Below are 23,272 nucleotides of genomic sequence, written 5' to 3' on the forward strand. Positions count from 1 at the left end.
TTCATATCTGTAGACGACACTATATTATAAACTCAGACAACCCTCTACTGTGATGCTGCTATTATGATAGTTAATAGTCAAAGGGTAAGCCGTGGATTTCTTTGCTTCACCACAGGCTACATATCCTACACACTATATAAAGCACCTTTACTTAACTTAGGTAAAACCATCTTAGGTAATACTATCTGTGATAGTAAGTAAAGACTAAAGTTCATGGCGATAAAATTCATCCTACTTAATTCTACTTAATATTTTTTATTCTCTTAGTGAGGACTAATGCCACTGGAATGGCCAAGAGTGCGCCGACTACCGCTGTCCCAATAATATGCGGAATACCATCAAAACCAATGACCAATGCGGCAATCATAAAAATGCCAATCATTACGGTTGCTGTCATAGACCAAATCATGCTGAGTAATTGCCAGTTCATGTCCATTACCTCGCTTTAGGTTGACTCTTCAAATTAGGCTTTCTTAAATACTATTATATTATAGTTATACTATAATTCCACATAAATTATAAGGGTTTTTACGAATTTTTGTTGCCTTGGCAGGTTTTGTTTTATAGAAGAGGGTTTTTAAATAAAATGTTATACTTTTTAGCTGTTTTTTAAATTCAGCAGACTGTCTTTAAATAAGGGAAGCATTAAATTATCTTTAGTGCGTATAAGACCCTTATCAGACTCTAATTTAAGTCGCTTTTATTAGACTTTATAGAACAGAGCCTCATTAACCAATACGACTGACCTTGACCTATCGTTAACCAGAATGTTTAAAGTGTTTTATATAGGTGCTAAATGCCGGAAAATTCATACATCCCTGTACCCTACTACCAAATCGCACCTTACGCTAAAGGCTATGATTACAAGTCTCAAATTTACAAGCCTGTTCCAAATGAGAAGATCCACTGGCACTGTCCCTTTATAATTATTGACGCAGAGCTTATCAATAAACCGTTAAAAGATATTGCCGTTGCAACTGCCGAAGACGCCTCTGACCGAGACCTGACTCAAGACCTAACTAAAGAGAGCATAGCTACTCAAAAGACGGCTGAACACAATACTATTGCTCACGAAAATGGTGAGAAGTCAGTGCGTCTACATAAAGAAAGTACCGCAGTCAAAACAGAAGAGCTTTCAAATAAAGGGACGTCAGACACTTTAAATGACGATACGGATCTAGAAAAACTGGCTAAGGAAAAAGAACGTCTCGATTATTTAGCACGTCAAGAGGCTAAGCCCGAAAACAGGACTGATAGTGCCCCATCCTTTAAAACAGTGACGACACCAAACAGCTCAATAGATAACTTTGACGATAATATTTTAAGCGAGAGGTCAACTGCCAATAAGGGTGCTGACTCTAATAATAAGAAGGTTAGCTCAAACAAAACCATTGAGCCTAGTGATTCTCATCATGAAACAGTTCCTGATAACTTGTCTGATAAACCATTACAAGAAAACTTACTTGACCGTCAACCGGCTGGTCATAAATGTGAAAATGATCAAAAAGCGACTCAGCATTCGCCAAGCCCTTCTGATAAAAACTCGATTACGTCATATCAAAGTGACGATCATTATTTAGATAATCAAGAGGTCATAACTGAAAATCTTGACGAAAAAGGCGATGTCGAAAAAGCGAATGACGAACAAAACCAAAGCAAGCAGAAACTTAATAAAAGCAAACGCAAAAAAGACGACAAAAAAGACGGCAAGAAAGATGAGGAAATAACGGAAGAAGAAAAACTTAAAATCGAAAAAGAAGAAAAACTTGAGTCCTATAAACAGTTTGTGGCTGAACAACAAAGCAAAGTCGATGTAGACTATCAAGGGATTCGTGTCAGTATTGAAGCAAACGCACTGCCCAGTCGTATGTACTTCATTATGAATGCGCTGTCTGCCATTATTGCCAGTTATGGTTTGGTCATTAATTCAGCTGCAGTAGTAATTGGCGCTATGTTAGTTGCCATGATGCTTGGCCCTATTAGTGGTGTCGCTTTGGCTATTATTGATTATCGTATGCCCTTTTTACGTAAGTCTTTGATAACTGTTATGCTTGGGGCAATGATGGTCGTCACTATTGGCTTTATAGTCGGATGGCTACATTCGGATACTCAATTATCAAATGAGATATTATCTCGCACGCAGCCAACCTCAATGGACTTAATGGTTGCTTTAGCAGGGGGTACTGCCGGTGCATACGCCATGATTTCGCCACATTTGTCCGTGGCGGTGGTCGGGGTGGCTGTTGCTACCGCATTAGTGCCACCGTTGGCGGCTAGTGGCATATTATTTGCTCATGGTGAAGCAAGTCTAGGACTTGGTGCGCTTTTGCTGGCATTGACGAACATTATTGCTATCCAATTTACCAACGCCCTAGTGCTTTGGTTTACTGGATTTCGCCGTCTAATGGAAGATGATTACAAGACTAGTCCAATCATTACCTTTTTTCGTCGTAATGCCGTACCCTTAGTATTATTAGCTGGTATTGCAGGTTATTTGACGTATAACTTTAATACCATCACCAAAAAACAACAATTTGAAAATGAGGTCAAAGAAACCATCAATGACTACTTCATCGATAAAGGGAATGCGTTAACCACCACTCAGTTTTTAACGCGCGAAAACCATCAAACAGTAAGAGCTGTCATGCGCGGAGAAACTCGTCCTTCTACTTCTGATGTTAGAAATATTGAGCAATCTATTAATAAGTTGATTGATGATGACTATCCTAAATATAAACCTGTACGTTTGCAATTACGCTATATGCCCGTTGTTGTCATTGAATCAGATCCTAACCAAACTGAAGAGATTAGTCAGACAGACGTTGCCATACTTTCGAACGATTAAAATTTATTAAGATAATAATTTAACGACAAAATGCGGCAATAGTCATGTTTTAGTGTTAAATATGCTAAACTTTGTCGCTATTAATTTGTTTGTTATTGCCACTTTAACGGTAAAATACGGACTAGATAGAACTATGTTTAAAATCTGACCTTGTTTAGCGTTTTAATATATCGATCTTAATAATAAAATGACATAAATTGCTAAATTTATACTTTTTTAACGCTGGGTAAGTCCGATATAACAGTCTCAAAACTATTTTCTGAATTATTATTTATTATTATATAGTCAAAGAAGTCTAAAATGGTTACAAGGCAACCGAGTGCAACTGCTACTGGAGTAGGCTTAACGAGGTTAACGCCGTAACCGTTTAGTAGTTCGCTGACTATAGTATTAAACCTTTAGCTATCAGCCAATCCTTAAGGAGTTCTTGTGACTCAGTCTGCGTCTAACCCCTCAAATTCTGTATCGCCAAATTCTAACCTCTTTCTTAGTACGGCAGAGATTCGTCAATCTTTTATTGACTTCTTTGTCAGTAAGCAACACACCCATGTGCCTTCCTCAAGTTTGGTTCCTTATAATGACCCGACCTTGCTCTTTACCAATGCAGGGATGAACCAATTTAAAGACTGCTTTTTAGGTATTGATAAACGGGATTATACCCGTGCGGTGACCTCGCAAAAATGTGTCCGTGCTGGCGGTAAACATAATGATTTAGATAATGTCGGCTATACCGCTCGCCATCACACGTTCTTTGAGATGTTAGGAAATTTCTCCTTTGGAGATTATTTCAAAAAAGCAGCCATAAGTTACGCTTGGGAGTTTTTAACCTCAAAGCAGTGGTTAGGGCTAGATCCTGATAGATTGTACGTGACCATTTACGAAAGTGATGACGAAGCCTTCGATATCTGGCATAAAGATGTTGGTCTTGCCGCTGATCGTATTATCCGTATCGGTGATAATAAGGGTGCTCCTTATGCTTCGGACAACTTCTGGGCAATGGGAGATACTGGTCCTTGTGGTCCATGTTCTGAAGTTTTTTATGACCATGGCGAAGACGTAGAAGGTGGCCTACCAGGCACACCTGAAGAAGATGGCGACCGTTATATCGAAGTATGGAACTGTGTATTTATGCAGTTCAATCGTCAGCCTGATGGTAGTATGGAACCCCTACCCGCCCCTAGTGTCGATACAGGTATGGGCCTTGAACGCATCAGTGCTATATTGCAAGGTGTCCATAGTAACTATGAGATTGACCTATTCGTAAATCTTATGAATAGTGCAGCCGATATCTTAGGTATTCAAAATAAGGACCAAGCTTCTTTAAAAGTCATTGCCGATCACATCCGCGCAGTGAGCTTCTTAATCGCAGATGGTGTATTACCGAGTAATGAGGGCCGTGGTTACGTGCTACGTCGTATTATTCGTCGTGCGGTTCGCCATGGCAATAAGCTCAGTGCAGATATGAGCTCAGATAGCAGCTTTTTCTACAAAATGGTGGCACCATTAGTCGAAGAAATGGGACATGCTTATCCGCAATTGGTTGAAAAACAGTCTTTTATTGAGTCAGCAATCGAAAAAGAAGAAGTTCAGTTTGCTAAAACGCTGGCACAAGGCCTGCGCTTATTAGACAGTGAACTCGAAGGCTTGAAAGCAGGTGACGTGCTGTCTGGGGAAGCCGCTTTTAAACTTTATGATACATATGGCTTCCCGGTTGATTTGACGGCTGATATTACACGTGAACGTGATATTAGCATTGACGTAGCAGGCTTTGATGAGCAAATGAATATCCAACGTCAACGTGCCCGTGATGCGGGCAAATTTGATGTCGATTATTCATCCGCAATTAAAGTGGAACAACCTACCGAATTTATCGGCTATGAAAGTCTTGATGCCAAAGACATCACTATTATTGGCTTATATCAAGAGGGTAAAGAAGTCACAGAGCTGCATGAAGGCGATGAAGGTGTTATTGTCTTAGATCGCACGCCCTTTTATGCCGAAGGGGGTGGTCAAGTTGGTGAAATGGGTGACATCCATACCAGTACTGGTGTATTCCATGTCGAGGATACCAAAAAGTCAGGTCAAGCCATTATTCATCATGGCGTCGTGAATATGGGAGATATCAAACCCAATCAATCTGCTGAAGCGCATGTTGTCTCAGCGATACGATCGGCGAGTGCAAGAAACCATTCTGCAACTCACTTATTGCATGCCGCATTACGTAAAGTACTGGGTAATGACGTGACTCAAAAAGGCTCGTTGGTCTCAAGTGAAGTCCTTCGTTTCGACTTCTCTTATGATCAAGCCGTCAGCCAGCAAGATCTGCGAACCATTGAACGGTTGGTTAATGAACAGATTCAAGCCAACGTTGAAACCCAAATTGAGTTTATGAACATTGATGAGGCGATGAAAAAAGGGGCGGCAGCTTTATTCGGTGAGAAGTATGGTGAGACCGTCCGTGTCTTGACAATGGGAACCCATGACTATCAAGACGGAGTAGATAAACCCTTCTCTATCGAGTTATGCGGTGGCTTACATGTTAAGCGTACAGGCGATATTGGTCTATTTAAAATCACCTCAGAGTCGGGTATCGCTGCGGGTATCAGACGTATTGAAGCGTTAACCGGTATGGGCGCCCTACGTTATGTACAGCAAGCTGATAATCAACTGACAACGCTTGCCAACCAGCTTAAAGCCAAACGTCCTGAAGTCGCTGATCGTGTGCAAAGTATGGCGGACAAACAACGCGAACTTGAAAAAGAGATCGAACGTCTCAATCAAAAAATAGCCAGCGCCCAAGCTGCTACTTTGGTGGATGACGTGCAAACGATTGCAGATAAAAAAGTATTGATTGCCAAAGTAGCGGGTATTGACGGCAAGGCTATACGAGGTCTTATGGATGATATCAAGTCCAAGTTACAAGACACTATCATCATACTCGTTGGCGAAAAAGACGATCAGTTAGCATTAGCTGCCTCAGTTAGCAAATCGTTAACAAGCGATATTAAAGCGGGTGATATCATCCGTCATTTAGCGAGTGAACTGGGCGGAAAAGGTGGCGGTAAGCCTGACTATGCGCAAGGTGGCGCGCCTAATAGTGACAATCTTGAGTCAGTTATGACTAAGGTACCAGAATGGCTTGCTACACAGCTTAGCTAATCTAACTTAGTAAAAGCAGTTAATATCTATTACCACATTGACTATCGCTTAATTCATCATTTACTGTGATTGGCATTTTACTGTGGTCTTAGTGTCTTAGGTTGTTAAATATAAACTGACTAATCATGTTAATATTAGCTCTATCCCTAGTTCTTATAACTGGGTATAGTGCGTTATTTTAACGAACTTGTCATCCCTCTTGCTAACGGCAATAGCGATATTAATATTAGCTACCTTAATAGTAAAGTGAAGACAACCAACATTTAATTTGAAGGGTTTATCATGGCGTTGATTGTACAAAAATACGGCGGTACATCGATGGGAAGTATCGACCGCATCAAAAATGTTGCTAAGCGAGTAAAGCGCTGGCATGACCATGGACATCAGGTTATTGTCGTCGTTTCAGCCATGAGCGGTGAAACGAACCGATTAATCGATCTCGCCAATCAAATTAGTAGAATGCCTGATCCTCGAGAATATGATCAAATGGTATCAACTGGGGAACAGGTCTCTATTTCTCTATTATCTATGGCGATCCAAGAGTTGGGAATCGGCGCCCGTTCATTTACAGGTGGTCAAGTCGCTATCCGTACTGATAACACCCACTCTAAAGCGCGTATAGAAGCTATTGATGATAAGAAAATCAGAGCTCAGCTTGATGACGGTAACGTTGTGGTAGTGGCAGGATTTCAAGGTATCGATGCTGAGGGCAATATTACGACTCTAGGTCGTGGCGGTTCTGATACCACAGGCGTGGCTCTGGCAGCTGCTCTAGATGCCGATGAGTGTCAAATTTATACCGACGTTGATGGGGTGTACACAACTGATCCCAGAGTTACCTCTAAAGCGCGCAAATTAGATAAGATAACTTTCGAAGAAATGCTTGAAATGGCAAGCCTTGGCTCAAAAGTATTACAAATTCGAGCTGTGGAATTTGCTGGGAAATACCAAGTACCGTTGAGGGTACTTTCAAGCTTTGATGAAGGTCAAGATGGTAGCTTTGATGAAGCATTCCGCCAAAACGTTGGCACACTGATTACAGTAGACGAAGGAGACGACATGGAACAGCCCGTTATTTCAGGTATAGCATTTAATAGAGATGAAGCTAAAATTGTAGTGCGAGGCGTCCCTGATCACCCCGGTGTTGCATCGTCTATTTTAACCCCAATTAGTAACGCTAATATTGAAATAGATATGATTTTACAAAATCTATCTGATCAAGGCATGACAGATTTTAGCTTCACGGTCAACCGTCCAGATTTCGAAAAAGCGATTAATATTCTTGAAGATATCAAACAAGATATTGAAGCTAAGGAAATTCATGGTAATAGCGATGTGGTAAAAGTATCATTGGTAGGGGTTGGCATGCGCTCTCATGCAGGTGTTGCCAGTAAGATGTTCCAAGTTTTGGCAGAAAATAACATCAATATTCAAATGATCTCAACCAGTGAAATCAAAATATCTGTGCTGATTAAAGAGCAGCATCTTGAAAAAGCGGTTAAGTCACTGCACACCGCCTTCGGATTAGATAGAGCAGAAGGGGAAAGTAAAGTAGCAGGTATCTAGCTACTTGTTGATTAAAGTCTTTAAAATATATAATAAATACCATTCTATTCAATTGTTTAAGTGTTTTAACCATGAGCTATTCAAATGTTTAAACAGTTATAAACTGGTATAATATTTTTGCTATCTGTTAGATTTAATGCGTTATCTAGATTTAAAGGATTTTTATTGTCATTTAAACAACTTTATCACTTTTTTGGAAAATAAAGCTTAGTTTAAAATGCTCAGTTTTAAATCGCTAATCTCAGTTAAGCGTATATATAATGTTACAAGTTTAGAAAGCTAAATGACAGATGGCATTTAAAGACTTATAATAATCCGTTTGATTACGGCCTATATAGATGTATTTAAGTAAAGTTTAAATTCGCTGTTTTGCCAATATAAACTTCTACTTTGGGCAAATACTTCATTAACCTCAATGCCACTTTGAAATTACTACTTACATTAATGTCATAGTATTTAAAACATGTGTTTTATCGTTTTGATATTTCAACAGGGCTTTTGAGGTTAAAGGTCGCCTCTATTAAGGGCAAACTAAATGGGCAACGTTATGACTAATTTATTTTTTGGCATTCGCCAATATTTTTTATTGCGACATAAGGAGTGTGACGCATGTTAATTTTAACTCGTCGTGTGGGTGAAACATTAATGATTGGTGACGAAGTAAGCGTCACTGTTTTGGGCGTAAAAGGCAATCAAGTCCGTATTGGCGTCAATGCTCCCAAGGACATTGCGGTGCATCGTGAAGAGATTTATCAGCGTATTCAGCATGAACGTGCTATGCAATCGCAAATGAAACATTTAGAGCAAGGTAATTTTCCAACGTCATTTGATGATGATGACTTTTTTAATAGATAGCATTTTTATTAATATTTTTAATAAAAGTTAGTATATTAAAGGATTGTCATTTACATCTTAGTTAATAAATGGTTAATGAGGCGATTATGAGTATTCGTAGTTCTGATGTGTCTGCGCTATTAAATGGACTAAGTAAAAAGGCTATAAGTTTTAACGATGTGCTAAATTTCATCGATGACTTCTACCGTTACACCCCAGTGAGCTTTACCAATGGTGATGTTCATAATGACATAGGGGAAAATGAAGGTAGCGCTAAAGTATTTGGCTTTGCTAAACTGCATAATCTAAATCAGCTCGATACCTTAAAGCTTTTTGGTGAGCATTACGATTCTGTATTAGCGTCCCCAAATGGTACCGATCATCCCAATATTAGAAACTTTATTCACTGGGGTTGGCAGGCATTCTTAATGGAAAAAAATCCATTAACCCTCCGTCCTAGCGTCGATGTTAAAAATATCTAATCGTTTACTTAGCGACTAGTTTTCAATTCACGCAAAAAAAGACTAACTTTAAATAAAGTTAGTCTTTTTTTATTAGGGCGTGTGGAACATTCGCAAATTAGCACTGCTGATAGCTATGATCGAGTGAGGGCGGGACTCTTTTTTGCCGATATATGGCGGCTTTTAAAAATTTAAGGTTCTAACTTAGAATGACTAAGCGTCAAAATTTCACTGCAAATTGACTAAAAAATAGTCTCCGCCAGTGCCATGGTCAAATGTTCCACACGCCCTATATTATTAAGTCGCTTATACAATGCTTCACATACCTAACGAAACTTAACGGGCTGAATATTGCCAGATGGGTTAGGTAAATTAGGGTAATGTCGGTCATGTTCGACATCACAGTCCTCGCCTACCACACTGCCATCTTTTTTGACAGGCTTATGAATATAGCCAATACGCTCTTCAGGCGGTAGGTTTTCATGTTCCCAAATCATCACCGCTTGCAAGCAAGTTTCACGTTGCTCAGCGGTAAGTTTGCGACCATCAGGCCACTTGCCTAATTCTATTGCAGCACGAAATGACTCTACCAACTCCGGTGTCATTGCCGCTAAAACGTCTTCTTTATTCATGATAAACCTCTCTACAAAAAAGGAGCAAAAATGATAGAACTTAAACACGCTTTTTTAATACCATTTGCTGAAAATTTAAACGAATACCAAATCTAAAAATAAACCGAACAAGAATGCCCTATTCCAACGCTACAAAATGTGAACACTACAATAAGCAAGTTAAGATAGCCTAAATAAGTCCAACAAGGATGAAGTATTTTGTAGAAACGATATATCCAACTTTGAGCAGACATTTTGGATATTCAAACAGATTTTAATCATCTTCTCCATCTAACGTGAACTCTTCTGCATGAACATTCCAGTTCAACTTAGTACGACATGCCTTATAAAAGTCAAATCCAGGTGGATGCAATAATGTCAATTTGTCAGGGTGTTTGCGAATATGTAACCGATGGTCTTGCTCTAAGGGAATACTTGGCTTACCATCAGCACTAACCATAGGCTGCGTTCGGTTATCTTTATGAATACGAATGATAATTTCACTCTTATCACTGACGACAATAGGTCGACTTGATAAGGTATGAGGGTGCATTGGCACCAAACATATGGCATCAAGACTAGGATGAATAATAGGTCCACCTCCTGATAACGCATACGCAGTGGAACCGGTTGGCGTCGCAGCAATCAACCCATCACTGTGTTGGCGATACACATCTAAACCATCAATTTTTAACTGAAAATCAATCATATGAACTGATTTTCCCGCATGTAACACCACATCATTTAAGGCCATATCTTGATGCAGGATTTCACCATCTTTACGCACTTCCATAGTTAATAAAAACCGCTGATCCAACTGATAGTCGCCCATCAGAACTTGGCGAAGTTTTATATCCACCTCATCTGGGTTTACATCCGTTAAAAACCCTAAACGTCCTCGGTTCACTCCTAAAACAGGCACTTTGTAGCGTGATAATGCTTGGGCCGCTTGCAATATGGACCCATCCCCACCCACCACGATGACTAAATCACATATTTGACCTAATAAACTGCGCTTCACAATTTGAATATTATTTAGCTTTTCAATGTCTAAGTCTGGTAATCCTGCGGTTTCAGCATCAATCATGAGATTAAGTCCCATTTCATTGACTCGCTGACTAATTTCATGAATGGTGGTGATGACACCGCGTTTACGAGCTCGCCCCATCAGACCTATCTGCCTAAAGGCCGGATTTTTTACAGAATGAGAATGAGGTGTAGTAGATAAGTTAGGTGATATATCGGACTGCAAAGAGCTTTCCATAGAATTCAGCTTATAAAATAGGTCGTTAACAGTTTCAATAGAGTTTAAACGTTCTTCGAGCAGGCATCTATAAATCGTACCCTAATCATTAACTGTCGCTAAAAGCAGCAGTATACGGTTAACGAAAAAAAGAGGTTAGGTTCTTATTAGGTGCATCTGCCGACATAAAGAATCGCGTTACGTCACTATATTTGACGGCACCATAGTCTATATTTGAATCACGTTTTTTTATCCTTACTGGTTATCCACACTAGGATTTTAAAAACCTAATTCAGTCTCCTTAATGTTAGGTCGTAGCGTACCACATTATTGGATTTACTTCACTAATATCAGACCTACTTAGCACCTTTAAACCGAATCGTAAAGTTGTATCTATCTTCAGCCGCTCGATTTAATTCCAAATGGCCCTGTGTTAAATGTCCGTTATGTTTAGTCAAGTCTATGAGCAATTGAATATTTACTGACTAATAGCAAAATAGTATGGATTTGAGGTTATTTAATTTTGAAACTTAACTCTTTGCTTAGATAAGATAATGGTGCTGCAATAGCCCAACATATGACAGATTCAATATATCTTTACTAGACTTATCCATATAAGCTATTATAGTCAACAAATATGCTTATTAAACTTTAACTTATTTTTTAAAACTATTTTAGTTATGGTTTAAATAGTATTCGTGTCATATTTAAGATAATTATCAGCTTTTAAAGGAATCAAGATTATGGCAAATCCTATTGTCAGTCGTACTGAACTTGCCGTCGGCGGTAGAGCGATGACCGTCAAAGGCGTGGTACACAAAACCAGTTTCTTGTTAGGTTTAAGTGCCATCGCTGCATTAGGCTTTTTCTTTTTTATCATGAGTGGTGGCATGAGTCTTGGCATAGCTCACATGGTTTCCTTCGGTAGCATGTTTGCTGCCGTTGGCTTAGCATTGTACATGGCTTTTCGACCACAAAAGGCCAAATCTTTAGCAGCGCCCTATGCCATATTGGAGGGTATATTTCTAGGCGGTGTCTCCTTATTATTTATGAGTATTGACCCTAGTATACCCGCCAATGCATTAGCGGCTACCTTTGTAACGGCTGCAGTCATGCTTGGCTTATACCGCTCTGGTATGATTAAAGTCACTGAAAAGTTCCGCTCAATTATGATGTCTGCTATTTTCGCTATTATGCTCATCTACATCGTTCAGTGGGGCTTCATCTTATTTGGTTCTACTCTGCCTTTCCTTTTCCAAACTGGTGGTCTCATCGCCATTGGCTTTAGCTTGTTTGTGGTGGTGATTGCCTCATTTAGCTTACTTTTAGACTTCGATAATATAGAACGTGGTGTTGCAGCAGGTGTTTCTGAAGAGTACGAATGGATATTTGCTATCGGTATCTTAGCCACACTAGTATGGATGTACTTTGAATTCATGCGTCTATTAAGTCACTTCCAAGATTAAGCTTGATGTGACTTTGATTTAAGCTTTATATCTATTGCCAATACAAGTTGCTAATACAAAAGGGTGGCGTTAATTCATTTAATGCCCCCTTTTTTTTATGAAAAACGCTCACGCTGATTCACTTTGTCATCTATTTTATTCATTATTCTGCCTGTCAAAATTTCATACTTTTTTTACCCCCTAGATTTGCTTATTATCCAGTGCGTCACTACTCCACGTGACCATAGAAATTAAATACTTAAACATAAAAATTAAGTACTTAAATATAGAAATTAAATACTTAAACATAGAAGTTAAGCACGTTTTAACCGTAGGGCATTTAACACAACTACCAGTGAGCTAAAGGACATGCCTATAGCAGCCAACCAAGGCGGTACATAGCCGAAAGCTGCCGGTAATAACACCAATGCATTATAGCCAATGGCCCAGCGTATGTTTTGCCCGATAATGTTATGCGCTTTATCTGCAATGCGTTTGGCATCATAAACAGAGGATACTTTACCATTTAAAATCACACTGTCACTGGAGACTTGTGCCAAATCAGCAGCACCCGCTATTGCAGTTGAAATATTTGCCGCTGCCAATACCGGTGCATCATTAATGCCATCACCCACCATCATTACCACGTGACCTTGCTGCTGTAGCTGCTTAATATGATTTACTTTGTCTGAGGGAGATAGACCATAACGAACATCAAAAATACCCAGTTGCTTCGCCACTATTTGCGCATGTTTACTGGGGTCACCTGTCAAGACAACTGTTTTAATATCTTGAGCGTGAAGAGCTGATATCATCTCCCCTACACCATCACGGGTCTTATCGTTAAAATAAAACAAGGCGATAGGTTGCCATTCTTCTTCATTACTAGCTTCTTCATCACAAGGGTTTGTAGTCAAGCGACAAGTTAACATAACCGCGGTACTCGCCTGATGTTGCTCTAGCTCTAAGGGATAGGTCATATTTCCAACGTCATCTACATGTAGACTCTCGTCAATATCTTTGATGTCTTTATTCAAAGCAAAATCGACATGACCCAATCGATACTTATAATCACCGCCAATATCACTTACCACTGCCTCAACGCCTCCTGCTGCATGGTGTTGCAACTCTGTTACAGCAGGCAGGTGCAGTTGATAGGCAGCATCTAACAAGGCACTGGCAATAGGATGCCGACTACCAATCTCTAACGCAGCAGCAATGGATAGTACCTCGTCATGAGTCAATGTAAGGGATTGAGAATCCTGAGTTGCGCGTCCTGTATAGACGTTAGTATCTCTTGTTAGATTATCGATATATTGAAGATTTGGTTTACCATAGGTTAAGGTGCCCGTTTTATCAAAGGCCACATGGGTTATTTCGGCTAACGTTTGGATAGTATGACCACGGGTCGTCAAAAACCCATAACTTGCCAGCCTATTGGTAGATACGGTTAGCGCTATCGGTGTGGCTAAGGATAATGCACAAGGACAAGTGGCGACTAACACTGCCACTGTCGACCATAGGGCTTGTGACGGATCGACAAAGTACCAGCCTATAAAGACAAAGATGGACAACAACAATATACGAGCCACAAACCACCGCGCCCATCTATCCGCTTGCTCTGCGACTTGAGGCTTTTCACTCATTGCCCGATTCATTAAGCGATCTATTAGGGCAATCTGACTGTTCTCTGGTAGCTCTGTGACCACCATTATAAAAGGCTGGCTGTCATTTTGAGATCCGCCGATAATTTTATCACCTCTGCGCTTTACGATTAGTAGACTCTCACCAGTCAGTAAGCTTTGAGAGACGGTGGCAGTCTCACTGCACAATATGCCATCTGCCACTACCTCACTACCCGCCTCAATCATAATGACATCGCCAATATTTAGCGCATTAGCAGTGACTGATTTAGTTTCTTTTTTAGTTGCAATTTTGATTATATTTTTAGTTTCTTTTTCGAGGTCACGATCGCTATCACTTGCATGAGCGTCTGCCTGCTTAGATCTTTGAGCTAACTGTATTAATTGACCTAGCTGCTTAAGGTGTTCTGTTTGAGAGGGCGTTAATAATACTGCGTTTTCATCACTAGTACGTGCTTGAAAGTAGCTCGTTTCAGAGTCACTGAGTGTTGTGTTGGGTTCTGATATTCTGGACGAATTTATCTGTGCGACAAGCTCTGGGACACTGGTAATTTTTTGTACTAAGGTTGGCTCCACCACTACCAAATCATTGGCCATGTTGGCGGCTTTTAGACGGGCATTGTGCTCTATATAACGACCCGCTAATAAGAAAAATACAAACATACTGACGGAGTCGTAGTAAGTCTCACCACTGCCAGTAAGTGTGGCATAAAGACTGGCAAAAAAGGTTACAAACAAGGCAATACTGACGGGTACATCCATATTAACTTGGCGCAGTTTTATCGCCGTCCAAGCAGATGAGAAAAACGGCACAGCGCAATAGAAAAATACGGGAATGCTGACAAATAAGGAGACCCAACGTAAAAAGTCACGTTGCTCTAAAAGCATGCCCCCATAGCTACTATAATTACCGAAGTACATACCAACGGCGAACATCATCGCTTGCATGGCACCCAATGCTGCAATACCTAAGCGTATCATCATTTTTTTGTTATTACGCTCAAGCATGGCTTCATGGGTATCTTGTCGATAAGGCTTGGCTTCGTAGCCAATTTTATTGACCGTCGCCAAGATATCGCTAATGGGCAGTTTATTTTCGTCCCATACCACACGCATACGTTGATTGGTTAAGTTAACTTGGCACTTATCTACGCCCTCTAATTCATACAAACGAGTTTCAATTAGCCAACTACAGGCAGCGCACCGCAAGTTACTGACAGAAAGCTCGGCAACAGATTTACCTTGAGAGGTATACACAAATTGCGATTTAATATCATCATGATCATAGGCTTGCAAGCGTTCAAGCTCGGTAGGCAGACTGGCAGTACGATTTATCTCTGAGCGATCTAGGTAATATTGTTCTAGACCAGCATCTACAATACTTTCTGCCGCTAGTTGACACCCCATACAACACATTAAACGTGATTCACCCAACACCTTAGCCGTAAATGGAGGGATAGGAACTGGCTCTCCACAGTGAAAGCAATGTCCGTCAGGCGGTAACACCAACTCATCAATATCATGTGAGAAATTATGATGTAACTGATCAACTGGCTGTTCTTTTATACTATTTTGCTTCAAGTTTGTTTCCTACTGGCTGTTTTCTACTGATTGCTTCCTACTCATTGTTACTTGCTTATTGTTACTTGCTTTTGTTAGGACTTGCGTCAGTCCTAAGAGTTCGTGACTAAACGTTCGTGTCTGCAAAGGTTCTCATACAAATTATTGCACTACCGCAGCCTATGCAATGTCACTATTTAGTCACCTATATTGTATCAGGAATCTCACTCCTAAGACCTTCTGCTAACTGTCATTCTTTCATAACCATACATCGTTTCAGTTTATTGTAAGGATAGTGGAGCTTATTTTTATGACGCGATAGTTTGACATGATAGTTTTACAAGATAGTTTGGCGCCATAGCTTAATACACATTGAAGGCTAGGAATTGAAGACTGTGTTGACCAAAGAATCTGTATTCATACGCTGAATTTTGAAATTTTTAGAATAAAATAGATCATTGCGAGGATATATAAGGACCTCATTATCAACTCTTAACGTAGGCGGTGGTTTTAGCCCAGCGTTTTTAATTAAAGGTCTTTATTTGCACGGCTAAAAGCACCAGCCTACAGTGAATGTTAATAAGTTGAGAACGGGGTATAAGGCTAAATAGTCATTCTATTTAATCCTACTTTTTAAGAAATAGTGTCTTATTTAATACGAAAATAGCAATTAATGATTGTGAACACGAGTTTCTAAGTTTATTAATTAAATATACCAATTCATTGTTTCATTGATTAATCAATTATAAAAGTTATGGAAAAAGAATGAAAATAAGGTTAAAACACCAGTTAAGTTCTCTTTTACTCGCCATTAACGTTGAAAATTTACCTAATTTACGTCATTATAATCAGGTCTTTTTTATGTTGGTAAATCAATCGTGCAACAAAAGCCCTTTAACTCAAGCTCATTTCTTAGCAACCCTAAAGTAAATAACCCTAATTCAAGTACAGATTTTAATTTAAGATCTGGCAAAATACCCAACCCTCATCATCAGCAGGGTTCTGTTATTGGGTTTATATTACTGATTATTATCATTGTTGGTATGCTCGTTCTGGCAATGTATTTAGTTAAACAAGACAAGGTTATTACCACCAAGTTTGAAGGGAAACGCTGGAATATACCCGCTAAAGTATTTTCGCGTCCCTTGGAGATATACCAAGGGGCAACGCTAACCACTAAAAATCTAGACTCGTGGTTAGAGATGCTGAATTATAAATCCAGCTCTAACTATGATCGAACGGGCACCTATAACAAGTCTGCAGGTCAATATACCATTCATACCCGTGGCTTTAAATATAGTGCTAATGATACAGATCCTGAACAAGTTATTAAGATTAAAATTGACAACTCTAAAGTCGTTACCATTCAAAGTACCCAGCCCAATGACACTGGAATAGTCCGTATTGAGCCGGTAACGATTGGTGGTATATATCCTGACAATAACGAAGACCGCATTGTATTACCTCTTAAAGATATTCCGCAGCCACTTATCGACGCATTAATAGCCACTGAAGACAGGGGCTTTTATGAGCATAAAGGGGTGTCTATTAAAGGGATTGGTCGTGCTATATACAATAACCTAAAAGGCGGTTCAATGCAGGGTGGCTCTACGATTACCCAGCAGTTGATCAAAAACTTTTATTTGAATTCTGACCGGACCCTAAAACGCAAAGCTAATGAAGCGGTTATGGCGTTACTGTTAGAGCTACACTACGATAAAGATGAAATATTGCAAACTTACCTTAATGAAATTAACTTAGGACAAAATGGTAATCGTTCTATTAATGGATTTGGATTAGCCTCACAATTTTATTTTAATCAGCCTTTAAAAGAGTTACGCATTGACCAACAAGCTCTGCTAGTTGGTCTCGCTAAAGGTACCAGCTACTACAATCCTCGTCGTAATCCCGAACGCGCTCTTGAAAGACGTAATACCGTCTTAGCCAATATGCTTGCCACAGGTAAAATTGATCAAGCAACCTATGAAGAAGCCATTGCCCAGCCTTTAGATGTCGTTGAAAAGCCGAGCGTTGGTAAAAGTCGTTTCCCAGATTTTCTAGATATTGTTAAACGCGAGCTTCAAACCAATTATCATCAAGACGATTTGAAAAATGAAGGCTTGATGGTATTCACGACTTTAGATCCTATTGCACAGTTTGCAGCAGATGCCGCAGTGGAGAAGCAACTGAGCACGCTTCGCAAACGCAGCAGTAAAACCAAGCCATTACAAGCAGCCTTGCTGAGTGCAGATCCTGCATCGGGTGAATTGATTGCCGCAGTTGGTAGTGGTAGCGAATTTACAGGATTTAACCGTGCCGTGGATGCCAAACGTCAAGTGGGCTCTTTGCTAAAGCCCTTTATATATATGACGGCTCTTGAAAGTGGCAAATACAATCTTGCCAGCCCCGTTAATGATAGTCCAGTGACAGTAACCTTAAAGGATGACACGACTTGGAGCCCAAAAAACTATGATGGCCGAGATCATGGTTATGTGCCTTTAACCACTGCATTGGCAAAATCATACAATCTTGCAGCCGTTAATACAGGTTTAGAATTTGGTGTGGGCACCTTTATAAATCAGCTTCACCGGTTAGGTATAAAAGAAAAAATACCAAACTACCCTTCTTTATTTTTAGGCTCTGTTGAGCTTAGTCCAATGGATATGCTTGGTATGTATCAAGTAGTCGCAGCTGGAGGGTTTCGTACGCCTATCTTCAGTATTCGCTCAGTGGTCGATAACCGTGGTAAAATATTGCAACGCTCTGGGCTTGAGACCATGCGTAGTATACCACCTGATGTCAATTATTTAACAAACTATGCCATGCAAGAAGTTGTAAAAAATGGCACAGCCAGCTCCTTAAAGTCTTTAGGTAGTAACCTAAATTTAGCAGGAAAAACAGGCACTACCAATGATTATCGTGATGCATGGTTTGCCGGTTATAGTGGTAATTATGTCAGTGTCGTCTGGGTCGGTCGAGATGACAACAAACCTATTGGCTTAAGTGGAGGTAGTGGTGCTTTACCTATCTGGAAAGACTTTATGAGTCGCCTACGTTTAAGTCCTGTTGATCTGGTGCAGCCAGACTCAGTCGAATGGTTATGGCTTGAAAATGGTACTGGGAAATTGTCTCATGAATCTTGTGAAAGCGCCCGTTATCTTCCGGTATTAACAAAGAATCTACCCGAAGAAGCCAGTGCTTGTGCCCTTGACGTTTATCAAAGAGAACAAGCCCGCCGACAGTTGCAGTGGTTTAATGATCAACGCGATTCTCTCATTGAACAAAGCCGCCAAGACCCAGCACAGAGCACTGAACAAGGCGAGCAAAGTGCCACTGCGCCAGTAGGCCCTGAAGGTGCTATAGACAACGGTCAACCTTCAGATGAAGAGCCTTCTAATGGTCAAGGTAACGCTAATGAAGGCGATACTTGGTATGACAAAGCTTTAGAATGGTTTTAAACAACGCTTATTGTTAGCCTTAGACCCTAAAATATTGATTTAGCTGTGTTACATCGGCCGCTACGCATTTTCATACTACCATTAGTGTTTGACTATTTGAGTTTGACTATAAGTGACTTACTATTAAGTGACTTACTATTTTGTCTAAGTAGTTTGTTCGTGCCTTATCACACTCTAATGATAGATTTATCAGTACTTAACAGTGACATTATAGTCAAAGAAGCCTAAAATGGTTACAAGGCAACCGAGTGCAAGTACTACTCGAGTAGGCTTAACGAGGTTAACACTGTAACCGTTTAGTAGTTCGTTGACTATAGTACATGAATAGTACCTCACTCGGACTTAACCCATGAATATGTACAGTTTTGCCCAAACCAAATCCCTACAACTTAAATCGATTTTAACGGCGTCGACTTTAGGGATAGTCATGCTAGGGGGCTTAAATGGCTGTCAAACTACCAGCACCCTACCCTACCCTACTCAAAATACTCCTAAATCGCAATCGACAGCAACTGGCCAGTCCACTCAAGATAAACTGCCATCAACACCCAATCAAAATACGCAAATTAATCAGACAGAGCCAGTAACCACCTCATCGACAACAACACTTGAAAATGGTGACTATAATGGTGGTTATAGTGTTAATAGTGATGATGAAAGTATGGATGATGACGTCGATCTGAATTATCCTATCGATGAACCAGAGACACCAGACTCTTTTGAGTCTAACCCTCCCTCTGCTGAGGCACCGGTAAATCAAAATGATGACAGTCAATTTGGCACATCAAATGCTCAGTCCCCCTCTTCGAATACAAATACTGACACATCTCCAGTAAGACCTACCCCTGTCATTATAATCACCCCACCTAAACCTGATGCCCGGACAACTCAACAGCAGCTTTTAGAACAAGCGCGTCAAAATTCGCAACAAGGAGGGCGTACCAATACCTCAAATACCACTCTACAAGATGGTACGAATATTCCAGCGTTCCAAAAGCTTATGGATACAGGGGTTTCACAACTACGTCAAGGTCAAATATCGGCTGCAGAAAGTACATTTACCCGTGCTCAACGCTTAGCGCCTCAATCTTCAGCGGTTTATTTTTATCTAGGTCAAGTCGCATTGAAGCAAAACCAACCGCTAAAAGCTGAGGCAATGGCACGACGTGGTTTAGTCGTCGCGACTACACCATCCAGAAAGAGAGCTCTTTGGCAAGTTATCTTGAAAGCGGCACAAGCTCAAGGTAATGTCCGTGTTATAAACGAAGCAAACGCAGCACTTGCACAATAGCTTAAAATAGCTTGTTTTTTGACCTAAATGAAATAAGGATTTTTATGGATTGGCAACAACTACATCTACAATGCGCTAAACAAGACGTTGAGTTGGCAGAGAGCTTATTATTAGAAGAAGGTGCATTATCCATTAGCCTTGAAGACGCAGGGGATCAACCCTTGTTTGAGCCTCTACCTGGACAGTCTCCACTGTGGGATGAGGTTGTATTAACAGGGTTATTTACCGCAGATAATGCCCAAAATCTTGAAGCCGTCGCACAAATTATCGCCGTTCAAGTGAATGCACGACGGGTTTGGACAACTGCGCTGGCTGATACTGACTGGGAACGGGAATGGATGTCACATTATGTTCCCATTGAATGTATTAATAATTTGTGGATTGTTCCTAAGTGGATGACCCCGCCTAATCCAGAGGCAATTAATATTATGATGGATCCAGGGTTGGCTTTTGGTACTGGCTATCATGCCACAACTCGGCTTTGTCTTGATTGGTTAACCGATCAAGAGTTAGAGAACAAAGTCATTATCGACTATGGCTGTGGTTCAGGTATATTGGGTATTGCAGCCCTATTATTAGGCGCCAAGCAGGTTTATAGTGTGGATATTGATCCACAAGCGGTATTAGCGACCAATCAAAATGCTGAACGAAATGAGGTTGATAATTGTTTGAAAGCTTTTTTACCTGAAGATTTTGCTAGAGAATTTGAGACAGGCAAGATTGCTAAAGCAGATATTATTACGGCCAATATTCTTGCTAAACCCTTGATGGAACTAGCGCCTTATCTAGCAACTTTAATCCAGCCTCAAGGTCGTATAGTACTGGCGGGTTTAATCTCAGAACAATTAGACGATGTCAAAACTGCTTACCAACCTTGGTTTGATATAGACGGTCATCATGCTTATTCAAAACAGGAAGACTCACACTGGCATCGTCTTTCGGGTAAATTTAATGGCGAATGATTGAGCATTATTCTTAGCAACTCTTTGTAAATTATACCTTAACCAAACATTCACATTGAATAAATAGTGCCTTTTATATATTAAACGTTTTATATTAAACCATGGTTCTAGGCACTATTCTAATGATAGAATGAGGTTTAAACCACTTGCTTTTATATCCGCACTAAACTGACTTTTATTATGAATAACCACCTCTCCTCTTTCCCTAGTAACGATCCTGATACGTCTTCATTAGAAGCGATAAGTCATTCTCTATCTGATAGTCGTACTCCGCTTCGCCATCATGTCCAACATGCTGTTGAACAATACTTTATTGAGCTTGAAGGTCAAGTACCAACCAATCTTTATCACACTATCTTACAAGAGATTGAAAAGCCCCTATTGCAAGTTGTTCTCAATCAAACGGAAGGTAATCAATCAAAAACGGCAAAGATATTGGGGCTTAATCGAGGCACTTTAAGAAAAAAGATGCAACAGTATAATTTAATGTAATACCCAACTTGACTTTAAATCTACTACCACCATCTGTTTAACTTTTTTATCCAACTATAGGAAAAACTATGTCTGAAAAGCCGTACGCTCTTATTTCTGTTTCTGACAAATCAAATATTGAAAGCTTCGCTAAAGGTCTGGTTGAGGCTGGATACGACCTTCTATCAACTGGTGGCACTTATCGGCTTTTGTCTGAAAACGGCATCCCTGTTACCGAGGTTGCTGATTACACTGGATTTGCCGAGATGATGGACGGCCGTGTAAAGACCTTACATCCTAAAATTCACGGCGGCATTTTAGGTCGCCGCGGTCAAGATGACGCTGTAATGAGTGAACATGGCATTCGACCCATTGATTTAGTCGTAGTAAACCTATATCCCTTTGCACAAACCGTTGCTAAGCCTGATGTTAGTAAAGCCGAGGCCATTGAAAATATCGATATCGGTGGGCCTACCATGGTTCGTTCTGCTGCTAAAAACCATGAACACGTAGCAATTGTGACCAGCCCTAAGGATTATGATGCCATTTTAGACGAATTAAAATCATCTGGCAGCTTATCACAAAATACTCGTTTTGATTTGGCGGTGAAAGCATTCGAGCATACTGCTCAATACGATGGTATGATCGCAAACTTTTTAGGTAGCCGACTTAAGTCATTTGATGCCCCTGATAGCTTCGCACGTACCTTCAATATACAGCTGCAAAAGGCTCAAGACCTTCGCTATGGTGAAAACCCTCATCAGCAAGCCGCTTTTTATGTTGAAGCTAATAACTCTGCCACAGGGAGCATTTCTACTGCACAGCAACATCAAGGTAAAGAGCTTTCTTATAACAACATTGCAGATACTGATGCTGCCTTGGAGTGTGTTAAGTCTTTTAGTGAGTCTGCGTGCGTAATCGTCAAACATGCAAACCCATGCGGTGTCGCAATCAATAGTGATCAGACTCACGCTTATAAAACGGCTTTTAGTACTGATCCAGAATCTTCATTTGGCGGTATCATTGCTTTTAATAAGCCATTAACAAAAGCGACCGCACAGGCTATCGTTGATACTCAATTTGCAGAAGTGATTATCGCACCCAGTCTTGAAGAGGGTGTGCTTGAGATCACTGCAAAGAAAAAGAACGTTCGCGTTCTAACCTGTGGTGAGTTACCTGCACCACAAAATAGAGCACCACAATTTGATTATAAACGTGTCACAGGTGGCTTGTTAGTTCAAAACCAAGATTTAGGACTGATTACCGCAGACGATCTAAAAATAGTCACTGAGCTTACGCCAACGCCACAGCAGATGAACGACTTATTGTTCACTTGGACAGTTGCAAAATATGTTAAGTCAAATGCGATTGTCTATGGTAAAGATCAACGTACTATCGGTATTGGTGCAGGTCAAATGAGCCGTGTCAACTCGGCACGTATTGCTGCTATCAAAGCGGGTCATGCCAATCTACAAACTGAGGGGGCAGTAATGGCCTCGGATGCCTTTTTCCCATTTAGAGATGGTATCGATAACGCAGCTGAGGTAGGCATCAAAGCTATCATACAGCCTGGCGGCTCTATCCGTGATGACGAGACTATTGCTGCTGCAAATGAGCATGGTATCGCTATGGTGTTTACCGGTATGCGTCACTTCCGTCATTAAACTTTGAGTCTAAGGCCAGACGTGAATTTAAGTCCAAGTTTAAGTTTAAGTCTAGGCCT

Annotated in this window: 15 protein-coding genes; 11 read left to right on the forward strand and 4 right to left on the reverse strand. The window is 40.4% G+C overall.

Translation table 11 applies throughout. The annotated features are described in order from the left end of the window. Window positions 1-241: 241 nt before the first annotated feature. Window positions 242-430 (reverse strand): hypothetical protein, encoded by a 189-nt coding sequence (locus tag AC21OG_RS00195; protein WP_487376945.1) that lies wholly within the window; start codon window positions 428-430, stop codon window positions 242-244. 366 nt (window positions 431-796) lie between these two features. Here AC21OG_RS00195 and AC21OG_RS00200 point away from each other — a divergent pair, with 366 nt between their 5' ends. The 5 genes from AC21OG_RS00200 to AC21OG_RS00220 all read left to right on the forward strand — a co-directional run bounded on the left by AC21OG_RS00200 (window position 797) and on the right by AC21OG_RS00220 (window position 8,886). Beyond that, window positions 797-2,845, forward strand: a complete 2,049-nt coding sequence (locus tag AC21OG_RS00200) for a DUF389 domain-containing protein (RefSeq protein ID WP_487376947.1) — start codon at window positions 797-799, stop codon at window positions 2,843-2,845. Between the two features lie 429 nt (window positions 2,846-3,274). Continuing rightward, the gene (gene alaS / locus AC21OG_RS00205) at window positions 3,275-6,004 is read left to right on the forward strand and encodes an alanine--tRNA ligase (RefSeq protein WP_487376948.1); all 2,730 of its coding nucleotides are present in this window, start codon (window positions 3,275-3,277) and stop codon (window positions 6,002-6,004) included. A 282-nt stretch (window positions 6,005-6,286) separates the two neighbouring features. Continuing rightward, window positions 6,287-7,570: an aspartate kinase gene (locus AC21OG_RS00210; RefSeq protein WP_487376950.1), complete on the forward strand. Its 1,284-nt coding sequence runs from the start codon at window positions 6,287-6,289 to the stop codon at window positions 7,568-7,570. Between the two features lie 609 nt (window positions 7,571-8,179). Continuing rightward, window positions 8,180-8,425 (forward strand): carbon storage regulator CsrA, encoded by a 246-nt coding sequence (gene csrA / locus AC21OG_RS00215; RefSeq protein ID WP_486546446.1) that lies wholly within the window; start codon window positions 8,180-8,182, stop codon window positions 8,423-8,425. 86 nt (window positions 8,426-8,511) lie between these two features. Beyond that, a complete protein-coding gene (locus AC21OG_RS00220) occupies window positions 8,512-8,886 on the forward strand; it encodes a HopJ type III effector protein (protein WP_486546445.1) in 375 nt (124 codons plus the stop codon). A gap of 305 nt (window positions 8,887-9,191) precedes the next feature. Here AC21OG_RS00220 and AC21OG_RS00225 read toward each other — a convergent pair whose 3' ends face one another. Both AC21OG_RS00225 and AC21OG_RS00230 read right to left on the reverse strand, forming a co-directional pair. Then, window positions 9,192-9,497, reverse strand: a complete 306-nt coding sequence (locus tag AC21OG_RS00225; RefSeq protein WP_487376951.1) for a YeaC family protein — start codon at window positions 9,495-9,497, stop codon at window positions 9,192-9,194. Window positions 9,498-9,750: 253 nt separating this feature from the next. Next, window positions 9,751-10,644: an NAD(+) kinase gene (locus AC21OG_RS00230; RefSeq protein WP_491185092.1), complete on the reverse strand. Its 894-nt coding sequence runs from the start codon at window positions 10,642-10,644 to the stop codon at window positions 9,751-9,753. Window positions 10,645-11,462: 818 nt separating this feature from the next. Between AC21OG_RS00230 and AC21OG_RS00235 the strand changes: the two genes are divergently transcribed. Beyond that, complete coding sequence (locus tag AC21OG_RS00235) at window positions 11,463-12,185, forward strand: Bax inhibitor-1/YccA family protein (RefSeq protein WP_487376953.1); 723 nt, start codon at window positions 11,463-11,465, stop codon at window positions 12,183-12,185. Between the two features lie 293 nt (window positions 12,186-12,478). Here AC21OG_RS00235 and AC21OG_RS00240 read toward each other — a convergent pair whose 3' ends face one another. After that, the gene (locus AC21OG_RS00240; RefSeq protein ID WP_487377145.1) at window positions 12,479-15,373 is read right to left on the reverse strand and encodes a heavy metal translocating P-type ATPase; all 2,895 of its coding nucleotides are present in this window, start codon (window positions 15,371-15,373) and stop codon (window positions 12,479-12,481) included. A 1,037-nt stretch (window positions 15,374-16,410) separates the two neighbouring features. On the opposite strand from AC21OG_RS00240, the gene mrcB reads away from it, so the two are divergent. The 5 genes from mrcB to purH all read left to right on the forward strand — a co-directional run bounded on the left by mrcB (window position 16,411) and on the right by purH (window position 23,213). Beyond that, entirely contained in the window at window positions 16,411-18,825 is a 2,415-nt protein-coding gene (mrcB, locus tag AC21OG_RS00245; RefSeq protein ID WP_487377146.1) for a penicillin-binding protein 1B, read from the forward strand. A 349-nt stretch (window positions 18,826-19,174) separates the two neighbouring features. Beyond that, on the forward strand, window positions 19,175-20,116 hold the full coding sequence (locus AC21OG_RS00250) for a tetratricopeptide repeat protein (protein WP_487376954.1): 942 nt from the start codon (window positions 19,175-19,177) through the stop codon (window positions 20,114-20,116). Between the two features lie 44 nt (window positions 20,117-20,160). Beyond that, a complete protein-coding gene (prmA, locus tag AC21OG_RS00255; RefSeq protein ID WP_487376955.1) occupies window positions 20,161-21,078 on the forward strand; it encodes a 50S ribosomal protein L11 methyltransferase in 918 nt (305 codons plus the stop codon). A 180-nt stretch (window positions 21,079-21,258) separates the two neighbouring features. Then, window positions 21,259-21,570 carry a DNA-binding transcriptional regulator Fis gene (gene fis / locus AC21OG_RS00260; protein ID WP_486546438.1) on the forward strand — a complete coding sequence of 104 codons (312 nt, stop codon included), beginning with the start codon at window positions 21,259-21,261 and terminating at the stop codon, window positions 21,568-21,570. 68 nt (window positions 21,571-21,638) lie between these two features. Beyond that, window positions 21,639-23,213, forward strand: a complete 1,575-nt coding sequence (purH, locus tag AC21OG_RS00265) for a bifunctional phosphoribosylaminoimidazolecarboxamide formyltransferase/IMP cyclohydrolase (protein ID WP_486546437.1) — start codon at window positions 21,639-21,641, stop codon at window positions 23,211-23,213. Window positions 23,214-23,272 lie beyond the last annotated feature (59 nt).

The organism is Psychrobacter sp. CX5, from assembly GCF_057621535.2.